Raw genomic sequence first — 18,406 nt, forward strand, 5'->3', positions numbered from 1 at the left:
CCAATCAGACGAGCGAGGCGGACGTGGGCATCGGGGAGGGGATGGGTGCGAGGCCGAGCATGGCGGCGACCGCCTGCTCGGTGCGCTGCGACGCGAGACCGTCGCCGTACGGGTTGCCGCTGGCGGTCATCGACTGCCGCAGCATCGGGTCGTCGAGCAGCTTCGCGGCCTCGGCGACGATCAGGTCCTCGTCGGTGCCGACCAGCTTGGCGCAGCCGGCCTGGAGGGACTCGACGCGCTCGGTGACCTCACGCAGTACCAGTGCCGGAACCTTGAAGGACGGGGCCTCCTCCTGGATGCCGCCCGAGTCGGTCAGGGCCAGGTAGGCGCGGGAGAGCAGCCGGGCCAGCGAGGGGTAGGGCAGCGGGTCGGTGATCGTCACCCGCGGCACGCCCGCGAGGCCGGCCTCGACCTGGGCCCGGACCGCCGGGTTGGCGTGGGCCGGCAGGACGACCCGGATGTCGGGGTACGCCTCGACCAGGCGGCGCACCGCGCCGAGGATGCGATCCAGCGGCTCGCCCCACGACTCGCGGCGGTGCGCGGTGACCAGCACCAGGCGCGCCTCGCCGTGCTCGGCGGCGTCGACCGCGGCGGCGACGCCGGCGTCGTCGAACGGCAGCTCCTTCGCCGCGATCTCCAGCGCCGCGTCCACCACGGTGTTGCCGGTGATGAGCACGTTGGACGGGGCCACGCTCTCGTCGAGCAGGTTCGTCGCGGCGAGCGCGGTCGGGGCGAGGTGCAGCGCCGCGAGCTGGCCGACGAGCTTGCGGTTGGCCTCCTCCGGGAACGGCGAGTCCAGGTCGCCGGAGCGCAGGCCGGCCTCGAGGTGCACGACCGGGATGCGGCGCCAGAACGCGGCCATCGCGCCGGCGAGCGTCGTGGTGGTGTCGCCCTGCACGATCACGGCGGCGGGCTTGCGGGTCTCCAGGAGCGCGTCGAGCTGCTTGATCATCTCGCTGAGGAGCTCCGGCTGGCTGCCGGTCACGCGCTGCAGCGGCAGGGTCACGTCCGCCTCGACGTCGAAGGCGGCCAGGGCCTGCGTCACCATCGTCGGGTGCTGGCCGCTGGCGACCAGGACCGGGCTGAGACGGCCGGCGGCGCGCATGGCGGCCGCGACGGGGGCGAGCTTGATGGCCTCGGGACGGGTACCGGCGATCAGGAAGACTTCAGGAAGCATGTGTGCGTCACCTTGCGAGGAGTAAGTGCCGCATCCGTGCGGATAAATCCTTGTCGTACCGTTCAGGCGGCGACCGGCTCTTCGGCGAGCCGTTCGGTCTTGGCCCAGGCGTTGCGCCGCGCCACCTGCCGGCCGATCGCCCGCCAGGTCGCCACGAGGCCGAGCAGCAGGAAGAACGGGTAGGCGAGGGCCGCCTTGAGCAGCGTCGGCGTGGTCTCGTCGCGCAGCTGCACGCGGTGCACGAGCGCCCAGACCAGCCCCGGCACCGTCATCCCGACGACCCAGAAGAGCGCGACCTCGCCCATCTGGCCCCACGAGTGGATCAGGAAGGTGTCCCCGTGGCCCGGGATCAGGTGCCACATGGCGTACCCCCACAGCCCGAACACCGCCGCCGTGCCGAACGCGTTCATCCACGGCGCGAGCAGGTAGTAGAGCATCTCCAGCAGCGCGTGGTTGCGGATCTTGCGCGAGGCGATCAGCCTCGGGACGTACGACACGCACTGCAGGTTGCCCTGGGCCCAGCGTGTCCGTTGCCGGACCAGGCGCTTGACGTCCACCAGGCCCTGCTGCTTGACGTGGGCCAGCGAGGTGTACCGAATCCGCTCCCCGTTGAGGTGCATGCGCAGTCCGAGCTCGAGATCCTCGACCAGGCAGTGCGACCAGGGCGCGTTGCCCAGCTGCATCAGCGACGACAGCCGGGCGAACTGCCCGTTGCCGCCGAGGCCGACCGTGCCCGCCGCGTCGCGCAGCAGCTGGCTGGCGTTGGCGATCGCGGCGAACTCGAGATCCTGCACGGCCCCGAGCACCTTGTCGCGGTTGTGGATGCGCACGCGCACCTGCACCGCGCCGACCTGCGGGTCCCGCATGAGCCGCGAGATCTCCGGCAGCAGGTTGGCGCTGCCCCGCCCGTCGCCGTCGATGACCCCGACCGCGACCCGGGACGGGTCCTCGCCGTTGACCAGCGTCAGGTCCCGGATCGCCCGGAAGGCGGCGTTGAGCGCCTCGCCCTTGCCCTTGCGGGCGTTGGGGAAGTCGCGGCGCAGGACCGTCAGGCCCGGGTGGTCGATGGCGGCCAGGACGTCCGGGGTGCCGTCGTCCGATCCGTCATCGACCACCAGGACCCTGGTGCGTGTGCCCTCCGGACCGCTCAGCGCCAGGGCGGCGCCGACGGTCCGGCCGACCACCCGCTCCTCGTTGAGGGCGGGCACGACGATCCAGAAGGTCAGCGGCTCGTTGCCGTTCGGCGCGATGGCATCGCGCCGGCGGCGGCGTCCGGCGGTGGCCGCATCGCCGGCGGAGAACGCCACCAGCGCCAGGTTGTACGCCGGCCACAGCGTCAGCAGCGCGAAGCCGACCAGAAGGATCGCCGTCATCGCTCAGGCGGCGCTGCGGTTGAAGCGCGACGCCCGGACCATCAGGAAGCCGGTGACCACGAGCGCGATCCCGGCGACGACGATGGCGAAGACCGGGCTTCCGGTGACGGGCAGCGACCCGGCGGTGGCTCCGCCGGTCACGACCACGCCGGTGACCTTCGAACCTGACATGACAGCTTCCCCTCGGCTATCCGGTGGTGTGCCCGGCGGCTCCGTGCTGGCAACCGTCGTGCACCTTGTCCGAGAAGCTTGGCTTGCCGCCGCGCCGATCACAATGGGTGACAGGGTCGCCGGGGGGAAGTCCAACCGAGCACCCGACAGGGCGCTTACGCAGGCAAAACCTGGCGATTACACACCGTGTCGGGACGGTGTGCCGTAGCTCTCGGTGAGGTCCCGGGGCTGCTGCCAGCCGGGGGCGAACTCGGCCCACAGGGAGAGCGCGACGGCGGCGCTGTCCGGCCGCTCGCCGGGGCGCTTGGCCATGCACTGTCGGCACAGCTCGGCCACGGACCGGGGCACGCCGGGGGTGAGCACCACGGGCGTCGGGGCGGCCTGCAGCAGGCGGGCGCCGGGCGCGTGGGGCGAGCGGCCGGTGAGCATGTGGTACAGCAGGACACCGAGCGCGTACACGTCCCACGCCGGAGCGTGCTCGACCCGCGACGCCGACGGGTGCGCGAAGGGCACCGCGAGCCCGAAGTCGATGATCTTTACACCGGCCGTGGTCAACATGACATTGTCGGCCGTCAAATCCCGGTGCGCGATGCCGCGGCGGTGCGCGACGGCGAGCAGCTCGGCGACGGAGGCCGCGATCTCCACCGCCTCCTGCCAGGGCACCGAGCCCTCGGCGAGGCGGGTGGCCAGCGGCACCCCGTTGAGCAGCTCCATCGCGACGGCCGGCACGCAGACGCCCTCGGCCTCGATCTCGCCGAACGCGAAGACCTTCGGCACCGTTGGGTGGCGCATCCGCTGCATGAGGTGCGGCTCCCGCCGCGCCGCGTGGCAGGCCCGGGTGTTGTTCGCGAACGCCGGTGCGAGTACCTTCACCGCCGCCGGCCGGATCCGCTCGAGGTCGACGGCCTCGTAGACCAGCGACATCCCGCCCCGGGCGATCGGGCGGACCAGCAGGTAGCGGTCGAGCACCCTGCGGCCAACCTCGATCCCGGACACAGACGACGACTATTCCTTATCCGGTCGTGCTAGCGATAGCCCTGACGAAGTTCATAAGTGTGATCGAAACCTATAGTTGACATCGCGGTAACTCTGACTGACGCTGACCGCAGGAATCGCTCCCACAGGAGACTTGATGCCTGAGCACACCGCCGAGCCTGCACCATCACCCACCGTCACCGAGGTCGCCGCCGCCGCGGGGGTCTCCGCCGCCACCGTGTCCCGCGTCCTCACGGGCCGGGTGCGGGTCAGCACGTCCGCCCGGGTGTCGGTGCACGACGCCATCGCCCAGCTCGGGTACGTCCGCCATCGTGCCCCGCGCCGGGTCGACCGCCAGGCCGCGGGCCTGCCCGTGGCCGCCGTCGTGTTCGAGCCGGCGGCCCGGCTGTTCCGCGACGGCTTCGTCGCGCGGCTGCTCGCCGGGGCCGAGGAGGAGCTGTCGGCCCGCGGGGTGCCGCTGCTCACCATGTCCGCCACGCGCGGCACGGTGGCCAGCTCCACCCAGTTCCTGACCGCGGGCGGGGTCGCCGGCGTGCTGCTCGTCGGCGCGCCCGGGCAGCACCCGCTCGCCGTGTCGCTGGCCGCGTCCCGGGTGCCGCTGCGCTCCGCGGGCCGCCCGGAGCTGTCGGTGCCGTATGCCGACGTCGACAACCGCGACGGCGCCCGGCAGGCCGTGGAGCACCTGCTCCTGCGGGGCCGGCGGACCATCGCCACGATCGCCGGCCCGCCGGACTCACCCGCGGCCGCCGACCGCCTCGACGGGTACCGCCGGGCCGTGATCGCCGCCGGCCGGCAGCCCCTGATCGCGTACGGTGACTACACCACCCCGTCCGGTGGCCACGCCGCCGCCTGGCTGCTCGATCGCACCCCGCGCCTCGACGCGCTCTTCGTGGCCTCCGACGCCATGGCCGCCGGCGCCCTCCAGGCGCTGCGCAAGTCCGGCCGCCGGGTGCCCGAGGACGTGGCCGTGGTCGGCTTCGACGACGCCCCGCTCGCGGCCTTCACCGCGCCCGCCCTCACCACGGTCCGCCAGCCCGTCGAGGAGCTCGGCGCGGTCGCCGCCGCACTGCTGCTCGACCCGGACAGCGACAACCCGATCCTGCCGACCGAGCTCGTTGTGCGGGCATCCACGTAGGATGCGCGATGCTCAGCTGCGGGAGGGCGACATCCTCGCCCGCCGCTACATCCTCAAACAGCCCGTCGGTGCGGGCGGCATGTCGGTCGTCTGGCGCGCCTGGGACTCGACCCTGGAGCGCACGGTCGCGGTCAAGGTCCTCGACGGCCCCATCGCGTCCGACGGCGGCCAGCGCGACCGCATCCGCCGCGAGGCCCGGGCCGCGGCCCGCATCGAGCACCCCAACGCCATCGGCGTGTACGACTACGGCGAGACGGTCACCCCGCGCGGGCGCATCGCCGCGTACGTGGTGATGCAGCTGCTCGACGGCATCTCCCTCGCCGCGCGCCTCGAGCGGGGCCCCATGCCGGTGCCCGAGGCGGTCGCGGTCGCCGCCACGGTCGCCGACGTCCTGCACGCCGCCCACCGCCGCGGCGTCGTGCACCGCGACGTCACGCCCGAGAACGTCATGCTCACCACCGACGGCGTGCGCCTGCTCGACTTCGGCATCGCGGCCGACATCGGCCAGCGGGAGGAGGCGATGACGTTCGGCACCCCGCCGTACGTCGCGCCCGAGCGCCTCACCGGCGCCCCCGCCAGCGGCGCGACCGACGTCTACGCCCTGGGCGTGCTGTTCTACGAGATGCTCACCGGCGCCCCGCCCTACCCGGCCGCGACCTGGGAGGAGCTCGAGCGCGCCCTGGCCGCCGAGCGCCGCCCGGCCCTCAACGTCCCCGGCCTGCCCGCCGCGGCCGCCGCCGTGTGCCTGCGCTGCCTGGCCGCCGACCCCCTGCGCCGCCCGACGGCCGCCGAGATGGCGAGCATCCTCGGGGCGAAGTCCGGGACGTCCGCGCTGATCACCCGCCGCCGGGCGCTGGTGGCCGTCCCGGTCCTGGTGGCCGCCGCGGTACTGGCCGTGCTCCTGTTCCACGACGACACCCCGGACCCGGGCCCCGGCCAGCACGCGGCCCCCGCACCGACGGTCAGCATCCTCGTGTCGGTCGTGCCGGCCCCCACGAACGGCCAGTCCACGCCCGCGCCGGCCACCCAGCCCCGCCGATCCGGCCCGCCGACCACCGGCGGCCCGGCGAGCCCGCCCGCGTCGCCGGCGGCCCAGCCGTCGCCGCTGACCCGCCCGGCGGCGGGCCGGGCGGTGCTGGACATCGTGGACCGGCGCTCGCAGGCCGGGGAGATCCGCTCGGACGTGGCGCTGGACATCCGCAACCAGATCAACAACCTGCTGTCGGACTCGACGGACGCGGCGCGGCGGATCGAGGTGCTGCGCCGGAACCTCTTCGACCGCACGCGGGACCAGTCGATCAGCGACGCGGCGTACGAGGAGCTCGACGCGGCGGTGGTCCAGTTCGGCCGCACCTTCACGACGTGACGCTCCACCGTGCACGGCTCGTACCTGTCAGGTCGGGTGCTGCCGCTCTTGTCGTCTCCGGCTCTTGTCGTCTCCGGCTCATGTCGTCTCCGGCTCATGTCGTCTCCGGCTGATGCGGCTTCGGCGTGGCTCGGGCCGGTAGGTCGGGCGCTCCGCACTGCGAACTTTCCGATACGACGTGACGCTCCATCGTCCACGGCTCGTACCTGTCGGTCGGGTGCTGCCGCTCTTCTCGTCTCCGGCTCGTGTGGCTTCGGGTGTGGCTCAGGCCGGTGCGGTTTGGTCCGATAAGTCGGGCGCTCCGCGCCGCGACTTATCGGATATTTCGTATATGTCAGAGTCTGCTGGTTCCGCCCGGGTCTGCCCGGAGCGCGCCCGGCCGGTCAGCGCTCCGGGGCCAGCCGGTGCCGTACCGCCCACAGCGCCGCCTCCGTCCGAGAAGCCGCACCAGTCTTCCGCAGAAGATTCGAGACGTGCACGGTGACCGTCCGGACCGAGATCCCGAGCGCGCTCGCGACCTGCTGGTTCGTCATCCCCGCGGCGAGGCACCCGAGCACCTCGATCTCCCGCGCGGTGAGGTCGCCACCGGCGCGCAGGCTGTGCAGCAGCGTCTCGGCCTCGGCCAGGCGCCATCCGGGCCAGTGCGCGAGCAACGCCACCGCGCGCTCGGCGTGCCGCCGGGCCTCCCCGGCGCGCCCGAGCCGTACGAGCGCGTGGGCCACAGCCGTGTGCACCGCCGCCTCCTCGGCCCGCCCGCCGTCGTCTCCCATCGCGGCGGCCGCGGCGCCCGTCGCCATCGCGGCACCGACTTCGTCGTCCGCCCCGACACCGTCCGTGACAGCCCCGGCCCTCGCACGACGGGAAAGACGCCTGCCGCCTACGCCTCCACCGGTACGGCCTCCCTCAACGCCTCCACCGGTGCCGCCTCCGCCAACGCCTCCACCGGTGCCGCCTCCGCCAACGCCTCCACCGGTGCCGCCTCCGCCAACGCGGCCTTCGCCAGCGCCTCCGCCGACTTCGCCGACTCCGTTTCCGCCGCCGACTCGGCCGCCGCTTCCGCCAACGCCGCCGCTTCCGCCAACGCCGCCGCGTCCGCTGCCCCCGCCTTCGCCGCCGCGTCCGCCTTCACCGCGTCCGCCACCCGCACCTTCGCCGCGTCCGCCGCCGGGGTGTTCGCCGCGTCCCCCTTCGACTCCGCCGCCAAATCCGCCTCCGCCCCCAGCGCCAACTCCACCGCCGACTCCGCGCACGCCCGGAACGAACCCGATGATCCCCGTACCCCCCGCCCCGAACCCTCCCGGCCCGAAGCCACCGACGTCGAAGGCGCGCACATTCGCACTATCCCGACCGCTCGCCTCGCGCACCGCCTCGCCGGCAAGGGCCGCGGGCAGCAGGTCGAGCGCGTCGGCATCGCGGCCCGCAGCCACCGCAAGCAGCAGTTCCAGCCGGACGGGCCGATCGGGCACATGCTCCTCGACCACCGCCGCGGGCACCCCGCCGTGCAACGCCCAGCGCGCGGCCTCGGCCAGCCGACCCGGCCCACACCGTCCGACACAGTCGCGCAATGCCTCGGCAGGATCCGCCGGGTGTACACCCCGTGCCGCCACCGCCACCCGCAGCACCCGAACCAGCCCCGAGTCGCGACCCTCCGCATCCGCGCGAGCGAGCATGCGCACCGCGAGCGGATCGTCGCCGCGCTCAAGAGCGAGCAGTCCCGCCCGCGCGGTGAAACGAACGCGCTCGACCGGATCGCTCTCGATCGGCAGGCGCGACCAGACCAGCGCCTCGGCCCGCGCTAGGTCCCCGGTGCGCATCGCATGCGCGATTCCGAGCGTTGTGGTCCGACCCGCGCAGAATTCCAACCCGTACCGTGCAATAGTCGCCATCGCCTCGTCGAACAGCCGCCAGCCCATCACCTCGCCCAGCCGTGGCAGGCTGACGGCCACCAGGTTGTGCACCGCGCGCCCGATCGTGATCGGATCGTGCTCGCGCGCCGCGAGCTGCCGAGCCGCGCGCAACAGCGCAACCCCGCGCTCGAAGTCCCCGGTCAGCGCGAGCGCGGTACCGAGCGTGACGGACGCCGCGGCAATCTCGACCCCGGCCCGCTCGGCGGCGGCCACCGCAGCCTCGGCGAGGGGCAGCACGCGAGCGGCGTCCTCGGTACGCAGGGCACTCTCAGCCTCGGCCGCCCGCTGCCGCGCACGCGACGCCGCCGACCCGCCGACGGCCGCGGCCCGATCGAGCGACCGCCGATGCCCGGCCCGGTCCCCGAGACACCAGCGCACCCCAGCGAGCCGCCGATGCGCGTCAGCGGTCCCGTCGAGATCATCCGTCTGCTGTACTTCCTGCAGCCAGTCGCCCGCATAGTTCGCCGCATCCTCGAAGCGCGCGGCGACAAACGCCGCCGCGGCCCCGACGGCAGCAAGCACAACCCGAACCTCGTCGGGCGCATCGACGCCCATTCGGAGATGCACGCCAAGCGCATCCGCCCGCCCCACCGGCCCGTCGCCGCGCGTGTCGTGCACGTTCCCGCGCGCCGACACGTTCCCGCGCGTCGGCACGTTCCCGCGAGCCGGCACGTTCCCGCGAGCCGGCACGTTCCCGCGAGCCGGCACGTTCCCGCGAGCCGGCATCTCCCCGCCCGCGTCCGGAGGCGCCGCGCTGTCGTGCTGGCTGTTTGCGTGCGCAGGTGTCGCGCTGTCGTGCGTTTCGGTCAGGTGGTGGTGCCCACCCCGTTCGACGTCGCGTCCGACCGGCCCGTCGCTGCGCGTGTCATGCACGTTCGCGCGCAAACCGTGCATACCGTGCACGTTCTCGTGCATACCGTGGACGTCTGTGTGCGTGGACGTCTCGCCGTTAGGCACCTCGATCACGCCGGAGTGCCCGCCTCGCGCATCGTCGGTTTCGGCTGCAAGGTTCGGTGCGGCGTCGGCAGCGTCGGCAACGGACGCGTCGGCAACGAACGCGTCGGCAACGGACGCTTCGGCAGCGGCGTCGGCATCAGGGTGTGGATTGCGCACGGCGAACAACGGATCGTGTGCGTTTGGTTGCGCGATCGTCGGGCGGTTCGGTTTCGCGGGCAGGCTCAGGCCCAGCGCGACCAGTTCCACCGCCGCCTCCGGCAGGCCCGCGGCCAGACTCGCGGCGGCTCCGCGGGCGGCGGCTGCGCGCGCTTCGGCCGTACGACCCAGGGATGCCGCGTGCCGGGCCAGTGCGGCGTCGTCGCCCAACTCGACGGCCAGGCCGCGCGCGAGTGTGTGCACTCGTGTGCGTTCGCGCGGCATGGCACCGGCCGCGAGCGCCTCGCGCAGCAGCGGGTGCCGGAACCGCAGGGACCCGGCCGGCGCCAGGTCCGGCGCGATGAGCAGCAGGCCGAGGTCGAGCAGCCGGCGCAGCGCGGGCTCGACGTCCCCGCCGCACACGTGGAACAGCACGTCGCTCTCCACCGGGTCGCCCAGCAGCGCCGCCGCCCGCGCGACCCGGCCGACCAGCGCGGGCTCGCTCGACAGCGGCTCCACCAGCAGCCCGACGACGTGCGCGGGCAGCGGAGCGGCCGGCAGGTCGTCGGCGGTGTCGTACGCCGCGAGCAGCTCCGCCAGCCAGAACGGGTTCCCACCGGTGCGCCGCCGCGCGCCGCGGACGGCCTCGGGTGCGGGCGCACTGCCGTACGTGGCCTCGATCAGCTCAGCGGTCTCGCGCGCGGTGAACGGCGCGACATGCACACGAAGGACAGAAGGCGACCCTCCGAGACGCCGCAATGTGCGCGCGGCGGCCGGCGCGAACGCGGCTTCCTGCGGCGGCCGGCTCGTAACGAGCATGAGCGCACACAGCGACTCGGCCGCGGCCGCGAGCTCGGCGACGAGCGAAAGGCTGGCCGGGTCGAGATCGTGCAGGTCCTCGACGACGATGATCCCGAGGCGGGAGCCGCCGCCAATGCCGTCGCTGTTCGCGCCGGCACCGCCGCTTGCGCTTGCACCGCCGCTCGCGCTGATGCCGCCACTGGCACCGCCGCTCGCGCTGACACTGCCGCCGCTGGCGCTGCCGCTCGCGCTGACGCCGCCGCTTGCACCGCCGCTCGTACCGCCGCTCGTGCTGACACTGCCGCCGCTGGCACCGCCGCTCGTGCTGGCACCGCCGCCGATGCCGTCGTTGCTCGTGCTGGCACCGCCGACGCGAGCGGTGGAAGGCATGCCGGACTCACCAGCGCCAACGGAGCCGCTAGGGCCGGCGCAGGTCCCGGCGCTGCTGCGTGACCCGTTGCCGGGACCATCGGTGCCGGAGCCGCGGCCGGGGTGGTCGCCGTTGTCGGCGTCCTCTCGGTCGCTCGGGTCGATGCCGAAGCCGCCGTCGAATGCAGCGGAAACTCCATTGTCGATGTTCGAGTTCGGCTTCGACGGGGGAGTACCGCGCAACAACGCGCGCACCACGTCGACCGCCGCGCGCAATGTCGTCGCCGGGGCGAGTCGCGGCTCGGCCGCGTCCCGTGATCGTTGCGCCAGGTGGTTGAGCAGCGACTCCTCGACCGGGAGCGTCGCCGCCGGGCGGTCGGTCAGGACCGATGCCAGCCAGTCGTACGGGGCGGCGCCCTGCGCACGGGAGGAACCGCGCAGTACTGTCGTCCCGGCCAGGTCAAGGCGCCTCAAAGCCTCCGCGACCAGCCGACTCTTGCCGCTGCCGCCCTCGCCGGTGATGAGTACGATCCCCGGTCGCCGGGCCGCCCACGCCGCCTCGATCTCGGCGAGCTGGGCCGCTCGTCCGATGAAGGGGGCGGTCGGCATGCGGCCACGATACGCACAAGTGCGTAGTGACGCCCGCCGTATCGATACGGCACGCTGTCAGGCATGGCAGAGGGTGTCGCAGAGGACGTGGTCGACGGCGGACCTGAACCGCTCGCGCTGCACTGGGCGTCGCGCACCGACACGGGCCTGGTGCGCACATCCAATCAGGATTCGGTGTTCGCGGGCGACAGGCTCCTCGCCGTCGCGGACGGCATGGGCGGGATGGCAGCGGGTGACGTCGCCAGCCGGCTCGCGATCGAGGCGATGGGCCCGCTCGACGGGGAGTTCGCCGGGAACGACCTGCTCACAGCGTTGCGTACGGCCGTCTCCGACGCCAACCGCCGCATCCGCGACGAGGTCGAGGAGGACCCGGCGAAGCTGGGCATGGGCACGACCTTGACCGCGATCCTGTTCTCCGGCGACCGCATCGGCCTGGTCCACATTGGAGATTCCCGCGCCTACCTGCTGCGCGGCGACGAGTTCGCGCAGATCACCAAAGACGACACATACGTACAGTTGCTGGTGGACGAAGGCCGCATCACGCTCGACGAAGCGGCCACCCACCCGCAGCGTTCCCTGGTCAGCCGGGTGCTCCAGGGCCAGCCGACCGATCCCATGTACTCCGTGACAGCCGCCCGAGCCGGCGACCGCTACCTGCTGTGCAGTGACGGCCTGTCGGGCGTTCTGCGCGCGGAGACGATCGAGGAGGCACTGCGCGAGTACGCAGACGTCGAGGAGTGCGTCGATCGCCTGGTCGACCTCGCCCTGCGCGCGGGCGGCCCGGACAACATCACCGCCGTGGTGGCGGACATCGTCGGCGACGACGTACCCGAGCGCAAGGGCCTGCGCCACCGCCTCCGCCATTGGCTGGGCCGCGACGAGATCAGTAACGCCCGCCTCCCCGCGTAGGCCGACTCACGCAGCGAGATCCCGAGCAACCGGCTCCCCGTTCACGTCGTTTCCGTTCACGCCGTTTCCGCTCACGCCGGGCAAAGGCGCACACACAGAGACGGACAGCGGAAAGTGCGCAAAGCGACCGTCCGCGACGAGCAGCGCCCGGCTCTCAGTTCGCGCCGAGCACATATGCGGACGTGCTAGCAGCACTGATAGGGGTGCGCCGAGCATCAGCTATACGGCCCGCCGGCAAGCGGCACTGACGGGTGTGACGTTCTAATACGCGACCCGAGCCGCGACGGGATCGGCAGCGCCTGTCTCGTCGCTCGGGTCGGACGCGCGTGGGGGCTTGGCCTGTTGGTTCGGGTCGCGACGGTATCGGCAGCGTTTGTCTTGTCGCTCGCATCGCACGCGCGTGGGGCTTGGCCTGTTGGTTCGGGTCGCGACGGGGACATGGTGCGCCAGTCTCGCCCTTCGCGTGAACGCGCCTGCGGGCTCAGTCGCGACGCGATCAGCGACGGTCGGCTCGCTCGGGTGGCTCCCAGGCCGAGATTCGCTCCGCACCGCGCACCGTGAGCCTCGCGGGCGTGAGCCGAGCGAGCGTCCGCAATACCGCACCGCCCATGACGCCCCGAGCTCCGGCGAGCCGGCCCACCTGCCAACTCCGCCGTGCGACAAACGCCACCCGCGGCCGTCGGATCCTGTCGTACTCCGCCAAAGCCCCCGCCACCAGCGCCCCCACCTCCGACGGGGGCGCCGTGTTCGCGCCTGCGCGAGGCATGAGCGCGGCCAGCGTCACCGCGTCCTCGAGCGCCTGGCACGCGCCCTGGCCCAGGTTCGGCGTCATCGCATGGGCCGCGTCGCCAACCAGGGCCACCCGCTCGCCGAACCGCATCGGCGCCACCGGGTGCAAATCGAGCAGCGGATGGTGCAGCAATGTGCGCGGATCGGTCGCGGCGAGCAGTTGCGGGATCGGCTCGTGCCAGTCGCCGAACAGGCGCTTCAGCTCGCTGAGTTGCTCGGCCGGGCTCGTGGTGCGCAGGGGCGCGGGTGCGACGGCATACCAGTACACACCGCGCTTCCCCATGGGTAGGTAGCCGAAGCGGAGGCCGGCTGGGCCTATGGTCTCGCCGCCGCCCCCGCCCCTGCTGCTGCCGCCGTCAATGCTGCTCCTGCCCTCGTCGCCGCTGCTGCCGTCGCGGGCACGGCCGTCGTCGTTGCCGTCGCGGCCAGGGCCGTCGTCGTCGCCCCCGCGGCCGTGGTCGTCATTGCGGTCGCGGTCATGGCCGTCGTCATTGCGGTCGCGGTCATGGCCGTCGTCATTGCGGTCGCGGTCATGGCCGTCGTCGTTGCCGTCGCGCCTGTGGCCGTGGTTGCCGTTGCCCTCGTGCCTGTGGCCGTGGAACCGGTCGCCGTTGCCGTCGCGCTCGTGGCTGTGGCCCTGGTCGCCGTTGCCGCGGCTGCTGTCGTTGTTGTTGTCGCCATCGTCGCGGTTGTCGTTGCTGTTGGTGCCCCTGCCTCCGCCGTCGCCGCCTCCGCCGCTGCCGCCGCCGCTGCCGCCGCCGCTGCCGCCTCCGCCGCTGCCGCCTCCGCCGCTGCCGCTGCCGCTGCCGCTGCCGCTGCCGCTGCCGCTGCCGCCGCTGCCGCCGCTGCCGCCGTCGCCGCTGCCGCCGCTGCCGCCGTCGCCGCCGTCGCCGTCGCCGCTGGCGTCGTCGCGGTTGCTAGTGCTGCCGTCGCCGTTGCTGCCGCCGTCGTCGGGAGCGGTCGGGCCGATTGTCGTCACCGCGCGCCATGAGACCTGGCCGCTGTTGCGGATGCGGGCAGCCGGGGCGTACGCCGCGCGCACGACACTCCCGATTCCGTCCGCGCCGACGATCAGGTCGGCTTCGAGTGTGCGCACATCGGTGACGTTCACGCCGGTGTGCACTTGTAGTCCCTCGGCCAGGATTTCGTGCAGATCCGCGCGGTGTACGACGATTGGGCCGGACATCGACACGCGAGTGAGCCAGGTGCCGTGCGCGGTGCGCAGGCCGCCGTGTGTGATTGGCGCGCCGGCGGCCCTCACGCGGTCGCCCACGCCGAGCCAGTCCAAGGCGCGCAGTGCGTTCGGCCACAACGACAGCCCGGCGCCGGCCGCCTCCAGGCGTGGCTGGCGCTCCAGCACCGTGACGTCCCAGCCGCTTTGTCGCAGACCCCGGGCCGTGGCCAGGCCGCCGATTCCGGCGCCGACGACGATCGCATGCATTTCGATCTCCCTGGATGGCGCTGATGGTGCGGGCCGATGGGCGGACAGATGGCGCGGCGAACGGAAACGCACTGTCCGGGGCGTCACTTCGCTCGCGGTGAAGGGCGCCAGGCTCGGTGCCGGGTGCGGGATTCGCTACAGCTGTAGTGAGAGACGCTACACCTGTAGCATCCGAGCCGTGAAGCCACGAGACGCGGATCGCAAGAGCCGGCTCGCCGACGCCGCTATCGAAGTGCTCGGGTTTGAAGGAGTGCGCGCGCTCACGCATCGTGCCGTTGATGCTCGCGCCGGGTTGCCGCAAGGTACGTGCAGCTATCACTTTCCGACGCGCAATGCCCTGCTCACCGCCGCCCTCGAGCGCATCGCCGAACTCGATCTCGCCGATGCCGAGCGCTTCGCCGGGACCGAGGGTCGCGATCTCGCCGAGGCCGAGCGCCGTGACCTCACGGGCGCCGAGGGTCACGATCGCACCGGAGCCGGAGCCGGAGCCGGAGCCGGAGCCGGAGCCGGAGCCGGAGCCGGAGCGGGACCGGGAGCTGGAGCGGGACCGGGAGCTGGAGCGGGACCGGGAGCTGGAGCGGGACCGGGAGCTGGATTGGGAGCCGGAGCGGGACCGGGAGCCGGAGTGGGAGCGGGAGCCAAAACGGGAGCCAAAACAGGAGCCGGAGCCGACGACGCTGAAGCCGACGGCAGCATCCACGCCGGCGCCGAGGGTCGCTACCTCGCCGAGGTGATCGAACAGTGGGCGACCTCGCACCGGACGCGGGCGCGGTTCATGCTCATGCTCGACCCGCAGGCGCGCAGGGAGTTGGGGGAGTCCGCGGCGCGGCTGGCGGACGGCTTCGTCGATCGGGCCGAGGCGCTCACCGGCTCCCGGCAGCGCGGACGGCTGCTCATCGGCCTGATCGACGGACTGCTGCTGGACGAGGTCATCCGCGGCACCGTCACCGCCGAGGAGCGCCGCGACCGTCTCGACGCGGTCCGGCGGATCGTCGCGGCCGAACAGTGAGCGACCGAGCGGCGAGGACGGCCTGGCGGCGGAGACGGCGGGCGGTGGAGCGGCCGAGCGGCGAAACAGGCGAGCGCGAAAACAGCCCAGTGCCCAACAATCCAGCGCCAGGGCGGCCCGGCGCCGAATCAACCCAGCGCCAGAACAACAAGAGCGCCAGAGCAACAAGCGCGCCGGAACAACAAGAGCGCCAGAGCAACGAGAGCGCCGGAACAACGAGAGCGCCGGAACAACGAGAGCGCCGGAACAACGAGAGCGCCGGAACAACGAGAGCGCCAAAGCGGCCCAGCGGTCAGACAGCCCAGTGACGAAGCAGCCGAGCGGTCGAGCGGTGAAGTGGCAGCGACGCCGAGGAGGCGCGGGCTGAGCGGTACACGGGCTGAGCGGTACATAAGAAGCAACCCACATTAAAGGTCATGAAAAAGAGCGAACCATCCAGTAACCCCGGGCGACCCCCGTCGTTGAGCGGGATGAGCGCATCCCCAGCGTTCCCCCTCGCGAAAGCGGCCCTGCGATGATCGGCAACCCGCGCACGTTCTGGCTCGCCCTGCTCACCGCGGCCGCGGCCCTCGCCGCCGCCGTCGTCATCGGGCCGGTCCTCGGCCTGGTCGCGGTCGCCGCGGCGGCCGCGGGAGCCGCGCTGTCACACGCCGGTGCGCTGATTCGCCTGGCCCTGCGCATCCATCACGGTCGCAGCGACTTCGGGCCGTGCCGTGGAGCGGGGTTCCTCGGCATGGGCGCCCTGGTCACGGGGGCGGGCGTGGCCCTGACGGGGGTGCCGGCGCTGCCCCAGGGGCCGATCGCGGCCGGCACGACACTGGTCGCCGCCCCGACGTACCTGCTCGGCCTGCTGCTGCTCCCCGGCACCGCCCCGACCCTCGGGGCCAGGCTGCGCCGCCTGCTCGACGGGGCCGGCATCGGCGTGAGCCTCTTCTACTGTGCCTGGGTCCTGGCCCTGAAGAGCGAGTCGAGCGGGACCGCGCCGCTGCGACTCGCGGTGGCCGTGACCGGGTCCGTGGCCATCGCGGTGGCCGTCGTGACCGGAATGCGCGCCGTGCGGCATCGGCCCGCGGCGCTGGGCTGCGCCGGTGGGGCCGCGCTGTCCATCGTGGGCCTCGACGTGTACTCCCTGCTGCTCCTCGGCCACCACGGCGCCTGGCCCGCGGTCCCCGCGACCGTCACCGCCGGGCTGGTGCTGGCCGGCCTCGCGATGGTCGCCGGACCGTTCCTGATCATCGCCGGCGCCCGCCGGGCCGACGACGAGCCGACGCGCGCGGAGGTGTTCGACGAGGGCGGCTCGCTCGCGGCGTACCCGCTGCTCATCGGCCCGGCGCTGCTCGCCGTCACGGTCTCCGTCCTCCACCTGCTCACCGGCGGCCGGTTCGACGCCACGTCGGTGGCGCTGGGCCTGGCCGCGTTCGGCGCGCTCGCCGTGCGGGAGCTGCTCGCCGCGCGCGACGTCCGCCGGTACGCCCTGAGGCTCGCCGGCCGCGAGGCGCGCTTCCGCACGCTGGTGTCCGGCTCGACCGACGTGACGATCGTGCTCGACGCCGACCTCGTCGTGCGCTGGCAGAGCCCCGCGGCCGCGCGCCAGTTCGGCCTGTCCGACCAGGACGCCCTCGACCGCCCGCTGACCGACCTGCTCCACCCCGACGACCACGGCCCCGTGACCGAGGCCCTGCGGGCCGTGCTGGGCGGCCGCCAGCACATGCTCGTGCAGGCCCGGCTCCGCGACGGCTTCGGCCGCTGGCGCGACACCGAGTCGACGGTCAGCGACCAGCGCACCGCGCCCGAGGTCGCCGGCCTGGTCGTGCACGTGCGCGACGTCGGCGACCGGGCCCAGCTGCAGCGCACGCTCGACGAGGTGGCGTGGACCGACGACCAGACCGGCCTCGCGAACCGCCGCCGGTTCGTCGCCGCCGCGGGCCAGGCCTGCCACGAGGGGCGGCCCGGCTCGATGCTGGTGCTGGAGCTGGAGCGCTTCGCCAGCGTCGCGGACCTGCACGGCCAGGCGGTCGCCGGGGCCGTGCTCATCGAGGCGGCCCGGCGCCTGCGCGTCGCCACGGCGGGGCGCGACCTGCCGGCCCGGCTGGGGGATGCCGCGTTCGCCGTGCTCACCGAGGCGCCGCTGGTGCAGGCCTTCGCCCTGGCGACCCGCCTGGCCACGGCCCTGGCCGAGCCCTTCCACCTGCCGGGGCACACGGTGCACCTGGCCGCGGACGTGGGCGTGGCCGACCTGCTCAGCGCCGGCACCGCCGAGGAGGCCCTGCGCCACGCCGACGTCGCCCGCCGCCGCGCCCGCCAGCTCGCCCGCTCCCGCGACGGCGGCCGGGTCGAGTGCTACGACAAGTCCTTCGAGGTCGCGCTGGTCCGCCGGACCGACATCGAGCAGCAGCTCCCCGGCGCCATCGGCCGCGGCGAGCTCGACGTGGTCTTCCAGCCGATCGCCGACCTCGCCACCCGCCGGCCCGTCGGGGCCGAGGCCCTGGTGCGGTGGCGGCACCCGCGGCTCGGGGCCGTGCCGCCGGCCGAGTTCCTGCCGATCGCCGAGGAGCTGGGCACCGGCCTGGCCGAGGAGATCGGCGCCTGGGTGCTGCACAAGGCCTGCCGCCAGCTCTCCCGCTGGCGCCGCGACGGCCGGGAGCTGTGGGTCTCGGTCAACGTCTCGGCCCGGCGGCTGGCCGCCGACGGGTGGCTGCCGGCGGTCGCGACCGCCCTGGACACCCACGACGTGCCGCCGGAGGCGCTGGTCGTCGAGGTGACGGAGGCCGCCCTGCCCGACGACACCCTGGCCGTCGAGCAGCTGGCGGGGCTGCGCGCCCTGGGCGTACGCACGGCCCTGGACCACTTCGGCACCGGCCCGACCGCCCTGGCCCACCTCCGCCGGCTGCCGATCGACATGCTGAAGATCGACCAGTCGGTGTTCAGCGAGCCGGCGGGCCGGCGCGGGCCGGCGACCCCGATCGTCGACGTGGTCGTGGCCCTGGCCCGGCGCCTGGGCATCGACGTCATCGCGTGCGGCCTGGAGACCGCGTCGCACGTGGACGTGGTGCGCGCGGCAGGCTGCCCGCTCGGCCAGGGTTACCTGATCAGCCCGCCCGACCACGCCGAGCACGTCGAGGCGTACCTCGAACGGCACCGCGCCCCGATGCTCTGAACGCAGGGCCATGACTCGGGTCCGTCGTGGTGCGGACCGTCGCTCCCGCCAGGCACCGCTGGGCGCTGCGCGCCGACGCTGCCAGGTCCGCCGCTGGTCACCCCG

Annotated in this window: 11 protein-coding genes and 1 pseudogene; 6 read left to right on the forward strand and 6 right to left on the reverse strand. The window is 73.6% G+C overall.

Annotated elements, in window-relative coordinates:
* Positions 1-4 precede the first annotated feature (4 nt).
* From wecB to ACQP1P_RS10210, 4 genes are all read right to left on the reverse strand, one after another.
* Entirely contained in the window at positions 5-1,177 is a 1,173-nt protein-coding gene (wecB, locus tag ACQP1P_RS10195) for a non-hydrolyzing UDP-N-acetylglucosamine 2-epimerase (protein ID WP_433085329.1), read from the reverse strand.
* A gap of 62 nt (positions 1,178-1,239) precedes the next feature.
* On the reverse strand, positions 1,240-2,550 hold the full coding sequence (locus ACQP1P_RS10200) for a glycosyltransferase (protein ID WP_433085331.1): 1,311 nt from the start codon (positions 2,548-2,550) through the stop codon (positions 1,240-1,242).
* A gap of 3 nt (positions 2,551-2,553) precedes the next feature.
* Positions 2,554-2,721, reverse strand: a complete 168-nt coding sequence (locus tag ACQP1P_RS10205) for an LPXTG cell wall anchor domain-containing protein (protein WP_223102416.1) — start codon at positions 2,719-2,721, stop codon at positions 2,554-2,556.
* Positions 2,722-2,898: 177 nt separating this feature from the next.
* Positions 2,899-3,717, reverse strand: a complete 819-nt coding sequence (locus ACQP1P_RS10210; protein WP_433085333.1) for a serine/threonine-protein kinase — start codon at positions 3,715-3,717, stop codon at positions 2,899-2,901.
* Positions 3,718-3,853: 136 nt separating this feature from the next.
* On the opposite strand from ACQP1P_RS10210, the gene ACQP1P_RS10215 reads away from it, so the two are divergent.
* Complete coding sequence (locus ACQP1P_RS10215) at positions 3,854-4,852, forward strand: LacI family DNA-binding transcriptional regulator (RefSeq protein WP_433085335.1); 999 nt, start codon at positions 3,854-3,856, stop codon at positions 4,850-4,852.
* Between the two features lies 1 nt (position 4,853).
* A complete protein-coding gene (locus ACQP1P_RS10220) occupies positions 4,854-6,218 on the forward strand; it encodes a serine/threonine-protein kinase (protein ID WP_433085337.1) in 1,365 nt (454 codons plus the stop codon).
* A gap of 383 nt (positions 6,219-6,601) precedes the next feature.
* On the opposite strand, the gene ACQP1P_RS10225 is transcribed toward ACQP1P_RS10220, so the two are convergent.
* Positions 6,602-10,996 (reverse strand): LuxR C-terminal-related transcriptional regulator, encoded by a 4,395-nt coding sequence (locus tag ACQP1P_RS10225; RefSeq protein ID WP_433085339.1) that lies wholly within the window; start codon positions 10,994-10,996, stop codon positions 6,602-6,604.
* A gap of 63 nt (positions 10,997-11,059) precedes the next feature.
* Here ACQP1P_RS10225 and ACQP1P_RS10230 point away from each other — a divergent pair.
* Positions 11,060-11,830 (forward strand): annotated as a pseudogene (locus ACQP1P_RS10230) (PP2C family protein-serine/threonine phosphatase); the annotation flags it as partial.
* Between the two features lie 571 nt (positions 11,831-12,401).
* Here ACQP1P_RS10230 and ACQP1P_RS10235 read toward each other — a convergent pair.
* Positions 12,402-14,135, reverse strand: a complete 1,734-nt coding sequence (locus tag ACQP1P_RS10235) for an FAD-dependent monooxygenase (RefSeq protein ID WP_433085341.1) — start codon at positions 14,133-14,135, stop codon at positions 12,402-12,404.
* Positions 14,136-14,572: 437 nt separating this feature from the next.
* Between ACQP1P_RS10235 and ACQP1P_RS10240 the strand changes: the two genes are divergently transcribed.
* The 3 genes from ACQP1P_RS10240 to ACQP1P_RS10250 all read left to right on the forward strand — a co-directional run bounded on the left by ACQP1P_RS10240 (position 14,573) and on the right by ACQP1P_RS10250 (position 18,301).
* Complete coding sequence (locus ACQP1P_RS10240) at positions 14,573-14,869, forward strand: hypothetical protein (RefSeq protein WP_433090485.1); 297 nt, start codon at positions 14,573-14,575, stop codon at positions 14,867-14,869.
* Complete coding sequence (locus ACQP1P_RS10245) at positions 14,866-15,144, forward strand: hypothetical protein (RefSeq protein ID WP_433090487.1); 279 nt, start codon at positions 14,866-14,868, stop codon at positions 15,142-15,144. Before ACQP1P_RS10240 ends, ACQP1P_RS10245 begins: the two co-directional genes overlap by 4 nt.
* A 514-nt stretch (positions 15,145-15,658) precedes the next feature.
* A complete protein-coding gene (locus ACQP1P_RS10250; RefSeq protein WP_433085342.1) occupies positions 15,659-18,301 on the forward strand; it encodes a putative bifunctional diguanylate cyclase/phosphodiesterase in 2,643 nt (880 codons plus the stop codon).
* Positions 18,302-18,406: the final 105 nt, after the last annotated feature.

Source organism: Dactylosporangium sp. CA-052675 (genome assembly GCF_050947935.1).
Classification (GTDB): domain Bacteria; phylum Actinomycetota; class Actinomycetes; order Mycobacteriales; family Micromonosporaceae; genus Dactylosporangium.

Coding starts and splice junctions, on each gene's coding strand:
- wecB (WP_433085329.1), bottom strand. CDS start 1,177: ATGCTTCCTGAAGTCTTCCTGATCGCCGGTACCCGTCCCGAGGCCATC.
- ACQP1P_RS10200 (WP_433085331.1), bottom strand. CDS start 2,550: ATGACGGCGATCCTTCTGGTCGGCTTCGCGCTGCTGACGCTGTGGCCG.
- ACQP1P_RS10205 (WP_223102416.1), bottom strand. CDS start 2,721: ATGTCAGGTTCGAAGGTCACCGGCGTGGTCGTGACCGGCGGAGCCACC.
- ACQP1P_RS10215 (WP_433085335.1), top strand. CDS start 3,854: ATGCCTGAGCACACCGCCGAGCCTGCACCATCACCCACCGTCACCGAG.
- ACQP1P_RS10220 (WP_433085337.1), top strand. CDS start 4,854: ATGCGCGATGCTCAGCTGCGGGAGGGCGACATCCTCGCCCGCCGCTAC.
- ACQP1P_RS10225 (WP_433085339.1), bottom strand. CDS start 10,996: ATGCCGACCGCCCCCTTCATCGGACGAGCGGCCCAGCTCGCCGAGATC.
- ACQP1P_RS10235 (WP_433085341.1), bottom strand. CDS start 14,135: ATGCATGCGATCGTCGTCGGCGCCGGAATCGGCGGCCTGGCCACGGCC.
- ACQP1P_RS10250 (WP_433085342.1), top strand. CDS start 15,659: ATGATCGGCAACCCGCGCACGTTCTGGCTCGCCCTGCTCACCGCGGCC.